This is a genomic window from Nocardioides sp. Root122 (genome assembly GCF_001425025.1).
Taxonomy (GTDB): Bacteria; Actinomycetota; Actinomycetes; order Propionibacteriales; family Nocardioidaceae; genus Nocardioides.
The window spans coordinates 178,206-184,786 of the sequence record NZ_LMDE01000003.1; the positions used below are offsets into that span (position 1 = coordinate 178,206).

The 6,581-nt window shown below is 72.6% G+C and carries 7 protein-coding genes; 4 read left to right on the top strand and 3 right to left on the bottom strand.

The annotated features are described in order from the left end of the window. Nucleotides 1-19 precede the first annotated feature (19 nt). Complete coding sequence (locus ASC64_RS05655; protein WP_056906560.1) at nucleotides 20-1,669, bottom strand: DAK2 domain-containing protein; 1,650 nt, start codon at nucleotides 1,667-1,669, stop codon at nucleotides 20-22. Nucleotides 1,670-1,913: 244 nt separating this feature from the next. Here ASC64_RS05655 and rpmB point away from each other — a divergent pair, with 244 nt between their 5' ends. After that, nucleotides 1,914-2,099, top strand: a complete 186-nt coding sequence (gene rpmB / locus ASC64_RS05660) for a 50S ribosomal protein L28 (protein ID WP_056602600.1) — start codon at nucleotides 1,914-1,916, stop codon at nucleotides 2,097-2,099. Between the two features lie 181 nt (nucleotides 2,100-2,280). Here the strand turns inward: rpmB and ASC64_RS05665 are convergent, their stop codons facing one another. Next, the gene (locus ASC64_RS05665) at nucleotides 2,281-3,231 is read right to left on the bottom strand and encodes a thiamine-phosphate kinase (RefSeq protein WP_056906561.1); all 951 of its coding nucleotides are present in this window, start codon (nucleotides 3,229-3,231) and stop codon (nucleotides 2,281-2,283) included. 25 nt (nucleotides 3,232-3,256) lie between these two features. Between ASC64_RS05665 and ASC64_RS05670 the strand changes: the two genes are divergently transcribed. Further along, entirely contained in the window at nucleotides 3,257-3,586 is a 330-nt protein-coding gene (locus tag ASC64_RS05670) for an Lrp/AsnC ligand binding domain-containing protein (RefSeq protein WP_248809707.1), read from the top strand. A 44-nt stretch (nucleotides 3,587-3,630) separates the two neighbouring features. Beyond that, nucleotides 3,631-4,155: a DUF3515 domain-containing protein gene (locus ASC64_RS05675; protein ID WP_082550234.1), complete on the top strand. Its 525-nt coding sequence runs from the start codon at nucleotides 3,631-3,633 to the stop codon at nucleotides 4,153-4,155. 4 nt (nucleotides 4,156-4,159) lie between these two features. On the opposite strand, the gene ASC64_RS05680 is transcribed toward ASC64_RS05675, so the two are convergent. Next, nucleotides 4,160-5,305 carry a D-alanine--D-alanine ligase family protein gene (locus tag ASC64_RS05680; protein WP_056906563.1) on the bottom strand — a complete coding sequence of 382 codons (1,146 nt, stop codon included), beginning with the start codon at nucleotides 5,303-5,305 and terminating at the stop codon, nucleotides 4,160-4,162. Nucleotides 5,306-5,337: 32 nt separating this feature from the next. Between ASC64_RS05680 and ASC64_RS05685 the strand changes: the two genes are divergently transcribed. Continuing rightward, the gene (locus tag ASC64_RS05685) at nucleotides 5,338-6,426 is read left to right on the top strand and encodes a trans-sulfuration enzyme family protein (RefSeq protein WP_056906564.1); all 1,089 of its coding nucleotides are present in this window, start codon (nucleotides 5,338-5,340) and stop codon (nucleotides 6,424-6,426) included. Nucleotides 6,427-6,581 lie beyond the last annotated feature (155 nt).

Here is a 6,581-nt window from a genome sequence, read left to right on the forward strand (position 1 = left end):
CCTAGCCGATCCCTGCCGGTCACTCGACGCTGACCAGCAGCGGGTAACGCGGCTGGCCGCCCTCGTGGACCGAGACGTCAACGGTCGGGTGGCGCTCCTCGACGTGGGCCGCGACCCGGTCGGCGAGCTCGACGCCCCCCTCTCCGGACACGATGGTGACCAGCTCGCCACCACCGGCGAGCAGCCGCTCGAGGACGTCGCGGGCGACCTCCTCGAGGTCGGAGCCCACCACCGCGAAGTCGCCGGCGATGACGCCGAGGGCGTCGCCGGGCTCGCAGGGCCCGGCCATGGTGATGGCCTGGCGCGCGGCGATCGTCACCGCACCGTGGCGGACGTGGCGAGCGGTCGCGGTCATCTCGCGCACGTCGGCGTCGAAGGTGCGGCCGGGCTCGTGGACGGAGATCGCGGCCAGCCCCTGCACCTGTGCCTGGGTCGGGATCACCTCGACCGTGACGTCGAGCTCGGCCTCGGCGGTCCGCGCGGCGATCTCGGCGGCTCGGACGGTGTCGGCGTCGTTGGGCAGCACCACCACCTCGGCAGCGCCGCACGCGGTGACGGCCTCGAGCAGCTGGCCGGTCGAGGGTCGCTGGCCGGGACCACCAGCGACGACGACCGCACCGGCGGACTCGAAGAGCTCGGCGAGCCCGGGACCGGCGGCGACCGCGACGACGCGGCGACCGGTGCGGGTCGATCCCCGGTGCCGGACCGCGGCGACCTGCTCGGCGAAGTGGGTGACCCGGATGCGGTGCGGGCGGCCGGCCGTGATGCCGGCCTCGATCGCCGCTCCGACGTCGTCGACGTGGACGTGGACGTTCCACAGCCCGTCGCCGCCGACGACCACGAGGCTGTCGCCGAGCCCGGCCAGGGTCTGCCGGAGCTCGTGGACCGCGGTGTCGTCTGCGTCGAGGAGGTACATCACCTCGTAGGCCGGGCCGTCCTCGGTGAGGTCCTGGCCGGGAGCGGCGCCATGGGTCACCACGGGGATGTGGTGGGTGCCGATCGGTGGGGTCCATGGCATCGGACGGCGCCCGGTCGAGGCGGTCTCCACCGCGTCGAGGACCACGCAGAGCCCGCGGCCGCCCGCATCCACGACACCGGCCTGGGCCAGCACGGGCAGCTGCTCCGGGGTCTTCGCGAGCGCCGCCCGGGCGGCCACCGCGGCGGCGGTGAAGACGTCGCGGGTGCGGGCGCCGGGCTGCTGCGCCGCGACGCGCGCGGCGTCCGACGCGGCCCGCGAGACGGTGAGGATGGTGCCCTCGACGGGCGTGCCGACCGCGGCGTAGCTGGCGTCGGTGGCCTCGGCCATCGCAGCGGCGATCGTCTGCGCCGGCTGGTCCTGCAGCGCGGCGCCGGCGAGGTGGCGTACGTAGGCGCGGAACATCTGGCTCAGGATCACCCCGGAGTTGCCACGCGCCCCCAGCAGCGCCGCACGGGCCAGGACGGCCATGCCCTCCCCCAGCCCGAGCGCGGGGTCGGCCGCTCGTGCCGCGCGCAGCTCGTCGCGGGCCGCGGAGACGGTGAGGAACATGTTGGTGCCGGTGTCGCCGTCGGGGACCGGGTAGACGTTGAGGGCGTCGATCTCCTCACGCGCCGAGGACAGGGCGTCGGTCGCGATGTCGACGAACCGGGCCACCCCGTCCAGGGTGATGCCGTGGGTGACTGGCTCCATCGAGTCGGTGTGCTCCCGGTAGTTGGGGGGTGGCTGGCGGTGTGGATCGGGGCGGGATCTGCGGCAGGATGAGGGGTGTCGCGCCCGTACTGTGGTGCGCGCCACAGGGTAGTGCCCGGATCCGACGCCACTGCGATTTCATCTCGCCGCGGGTCCTCGGCTACTGTTGCCCGGTTGCCTGATGCCGCCCCGGTGGTGCCAGGACCTCGAACATCTATCACCCTCGAACGGATCGGAGTGCACGGTGGCTGCCGTCTGCGACATCTGCGCCAAGAAGCCGGGCTTCGGAAACAACCGTCCCTGGTCGCGCAAGATCACCAAGCGTCGTTTCAACCCCAACATCCAGCGCGTCCGGGCGACCGTCAACGGAACGCCCAAGCGCCTGAACGTCTGCACCGGCTGCCTCAAGGCCGGCAAGGTCTCGCGCTGACCTGACCAGATCTTCATCGAAGCCCCCGTCGCTCTGCGGCGGGGGCTTCGTCGTCCTCGGGGTCGCTTCCCGTGCGGGGGTAGTCCCCTACGTTCTGCTACACCTGACGTCCAGAACGTAGGGGACTACGCGGGTTCGGCGTCCAGAACGTAGGGGACTACGCCGGGTCGGGCGGGAGTCGTCAGAAGTGGGTCCAACCGGTGGGGCCGTCGTACGCGCTGCCGTCGACGGTGACGCCCTCCCCCTCACGCACCTCGCCGACCACCTGCCAGCCGGGCGGGACCGAGGCGGTGTCGGGGAAGGTGGCGAGCAGGGCGTGGTCGTCACCGCCGGTGAGGATGAACTGCAGCGGGTCCGCCCCGAGCGCCGCACCGACGGCCTGCAGCGGCTCGGGCACGTCGAAGGCGCCCGTGCGTACGTCGATGGCGACCCCGCTCGCCTCCGCGAGGTGAGCGGTCTCGGCGAGGAGGCCGTCGGAGATGTCGATCAGGGACGTGGCGCCGGCCTCGGCAGCCACCTTGCCGGCGCCGTAGGGCGGCTCGGGGCGGCGGTAGGCCTCGACGAGCACCCGCGGCGAGCGGAAGCCGCGGCCGAGGACGGCCAGCCCGCCGGCGGCCCAGCCCTGCCGACCGGTGAGCGCGAGCACGTCGCCGGGGCGCGCGCCCGAGCGCAGCACCGGTGACTGGAAGCACTGGCCGAGCACGGTCACCGCGATCATCACCTCGTCGGCCCGCGTGACGTCGCCGCCGACCACGCTCGCCCCGACGCTCGCGCACTCCTCGGCGAAGCCGCGGGCGAAGTCGAGCGCCCATGCGACCGGCAGGTCGGCAGGAGCGGCCAGGCCGATGGTGAGGTGGCGGGCGGTGCCGCCCATCGCGTTGATGTCGGAGAGGTTCTGGGCGGCCGCACGGTGGCCCACGTCGGACGCGCTGGCCCAGTCACGGCGGAAGTGGCGGCCCTCGACCATCAGGTCGGTGGAGACGACCACGTGGCCGTGCTTGATCCGCAGCACGGCAGCGTCGTCACCCGGTCCGACGAGCACGTGCTCGTCGCCCTCGAAGATCTCCACGAGCTCCGAGATCAGGCCGAACTCGCCAGCGTCGCCGAGGGTTGCGTCCGGGGGGAGAGCCATGGGTCCATCCCACCAGACCGACCCGGTGACCACAGTCACCCGGCCCCTGTCGGGTCGCCCGCGTCGCGCGGTAGGTTGGCCCGGTCCGACCCCGCTGAACGAGACCGAGGAGTCCACGATGGTCGTCCAGGCCTACATCCTGATCCAGACCGACGTCGGCAAGGCTGCCGAAGTTGCCCGAGAGATCGCCCAGGTCAGCGGCGTCACGCTCGCCGAGGACGTCACCGGTCCCTACGACGTGATCGTGCGCGCCGAGGCCAAGAACGTCGACGAGCTGGGCAAGCTCGTGGTGTCGAAGGTGCAGAACCTCGACGGCATCACCCGCACGCTGACCTGCCCCGTCGTCCACATCTGATCGTCAGATCTGCTGTTCCGGATCTGATCGTCCACACCTGACACGTGCACCTGCGACGACGCCTCGGCCCCCCACGGGGCCGGGGCGTCGTCGTGCCCGCGGCCCTGGCCGGAGCTCTCGCGCTCGCCGGCCTGCTCGGAGGGTGTTCGCCCGGCCGCATCTCGATCGAGGACCACGACCTCTCGAGCGCCGACCGGGCGACCTGCGAGGCACTGGTCGACGACCTGCCCGACACCCTCGCCGGTGAGCCGCGCCGCTCGGTCGACCCGGACGACGCCCTCGGCGCGGCCTGGGGCGATCCGGCGTACGTCCTCACGTGCGGGGTCCCCGCTCCCTCCGACTACGAGCCGACCGCCGAGTGCAGCGTCGTCAAGGGCGTCGGCTGGTACGTCCCCGACGACCAGCTCTCGGACCCGTCCGAGGAGGCGAGGGCGATCGCCCTCAGCCGTACGCCCTACGTCGAGGTGCTGGTGCCCGGCGAGCACCGCACCGAGGGCATCGACCGCGCGCTCGCCGAGCTGGCCCCGGTGCTGAAGAAGCACCTCGCGGAGGGCCTGTCCTGCCTCTGATCGGTCAGCGCAGGCCGGTGTCGCGCCGCAGGGCGAGCTGCACGAGCCGGTCGACCAGCTCGGCGTAGGCCATCCCGGTGGCGGCCCAGAGCTGCGGGTACATCGACGTGGGTGTGAACCCGGGCATCGTGTTGAGCTCGTTGATCACCAGCGAGCCGTCGGGCAGCACGAAGAAGTCGACGCGGGCCAGGCCCTCGCACGACAACGCCTCGAACGCGCGGACCGCCATCGCCCGCAGCTGCTGCTCGGTCTCGGCCGGGATGTCGGCCGGGATGTCGATCTCGGTGTGCTGGTCGGCGAGGTACTTGGCCTCGAAGTCGTAGAACTCGTGGTCGCCGCCCGTGCGGACCTCACCGGGACGGGACGTCTCGGGCGGGCCCTCCAGGGTGCCGAGCACGCCGCACTCGACCTCGCGCGCGCCCTCCATCGACTGCTCGACGAGGACCTTCGGGTCGTGGCGGAAGGCCTCCTCCAGCGCCTCCTCCACCTCCGAGACGTCGTGGATCTTGCTGATGCCCATGCTCGACCCGGCCCGCGCGGGCTTGGCGAACGACGGGAAGCCGAGCTCCTCGATCCGTGCGCGGACGCCGACGGGGTCGTGCTCGAGCTCCGATCGGGTGACGACGATGCCGGGGGTCACCGGGAGTCCGGCCGACTGCAGGACGACCTTCATGTAGGCCTTGTCCATGCCGACGGCCGAGGCCAGCACGCCCGAGCCGACGTAGCGGACGCCGGCCATCTCGAGCATCCCCTGCAGGGTGCCGTCCTCGCCCCACGGGCCGTGCAGCAGCGGGAAGACGACGTCGACCTCGCCGATCACCGACGGCACGCTCGCCGGCTCGGTGACCACGAGGTCGGTGCCGGTCGTCGCGCCCATCAGGGCGACTGGCGACCTCTCGGCGTCGACGGCGGGGAGCTCGCTGCCCCTGATCGCCAGGCGGCCGGGCTCGTCGGCCTCCAGCACCCACCGGCCGTCGGTGGCGATGCCGACCGGCACGACGTCGTAGACGTCGCGGTCGATCGCGGCCAGCACGCTGCCCGCGGTGACGCACGAGATGCCGTGCTCGGACGAGCGGCCGCCGAAGACGACGGCGACGCGCGGCTTGCGCGCGGTCGGGCCTGGGGTCTTGTCAGGGGAGGTGTGGTTCATCAGCTCGACCCTATCCACCTACGCTGGCGCGCATGGCTGCAGACTCTCCGCTCAGGCCCGGGACGCCGGCACTCTCCACACTGGCCGTCACGGCCGGCCGGCCCGACAAGACGCCCGACGCCCCGCTCAACGAGCCGATCACGATGGCCGCGACCTACGTCGCGGGCGGCGACGTGGAGTACGGCCGCTACGGCAACCCGACGTGGACCGCGCTCGAGGACGCGCTGGGCGCGCTGGAGGGCGGCCGCTGCCTGACGTTCGCGTCCGGGCTCGCTGCAGCTGCGACGGTCCTCGACCTGGTCGGCGCCGACGGCACCGTCGTCGTGCCGAAGCACGCCTACACCGGCACGATCATGCAGCTCGCCGACCTCGAGGCCCGCGGCCGGCTGCGTGCCGAGCTCGTGGACATCACCGACACCGCCGCGGTCGTCGCCGCGTGCGCCGACGCCGCGCTGGTGTGGATCGAGTCGCCGACCAACCCTGCCCTCGAGCTCGCCGACATCCCCGCGATCACCGCCGCCGCGCACGAGGCCGGGGCCTACGTCGTCGTCGACAACACCTTCGCCACTCCCCTGCTCCAACGCCCGCTGGAGCACGGGGTCGACCTCGTCGTGCACTCCGCGACGAAGTACCTCGCCGGCCACTCCGACGTACAGATGGGGGCGATCGTCACCCGCGACGACGAGCTCTACGGCGTGCTCAAGGGCCGTCGTGACCTCGTCGGCGCGATCCCCGGTCCGTTCGAGGCCTGGCTGACGCTGCGCGGCCTGCGCACCCTCCACCTCCGTGTCGAGCGCGCCCAGGCCAACGCGCAGGAGCTCGTACGCCGCCTTGCCGAGCACCCCGCGCTGTCGGAGGTCCGCTACCCGGGTTTCGGTGGCATCGTCAGCATCGTGCTCTCCCAGGGCGAGATGGCCGCCGACCTGCTCAGCCGCAAGACGCGCCTCTGGGTGCACGCCACCTCGCTCGGTGGCGTGGAGTCGACCCTCGAGCGGCGACGCCGATGGAAGGCCGAGGCCGCCACCATCCCCGACGGCCTGGTCCGCCTCTCCGTCGGCGTCGAGGACGTGGAGGACCTCTGGGACGACCTCCGCACCGCTCTCGACGGCTGCGTGGGGTGAGTTGTTGGCGCGCGCGTACGACGTCAGCTGACCGGGCACTTCGCCCGCTCGGCCTCCCAGCTCACGCGCTCGGCGCCCGACGTCGTCTGGACTGACTGTGAGGATTCCCTTCGCAGCCTGATGGTGCTGGGCTGTGGTCGGTGACTGCGGGCGTG

Excerpts from the sequence above, each read along its gene's own strand:
- ASC64_RS05680 (WP_056906563.1), bottom strand. The coding sequence starts at position 5,305 with ATGAACCACACCTCCCCTGACAAGACCCCAGGCCCGACCGCGCGCAAG.
- ASC64_RS05655 (WP_056906560.1), bottom strand. The coding sequence starts at position 1,669 with ATGGAGCCAGTCACCCACGGCATCACCCTGGACGGGGTGGCCCGGTTC.
- ASC64_RS05665 (WP_056906561.1), bottom strand. The coding sequence starts at position 3,231 with ATGGCTCTCCCCCCGGACGCAACCCTCGGCGACGCTGGCGAGTTCGGC.
- ASC64_RS05685 (WP_056906564.1), top strand. The coding sequence starts at position 5,338 with ATGGCTGCAGACTCTCCGCTCAGGCCCGGGACGCCGGCACTCTCCACA.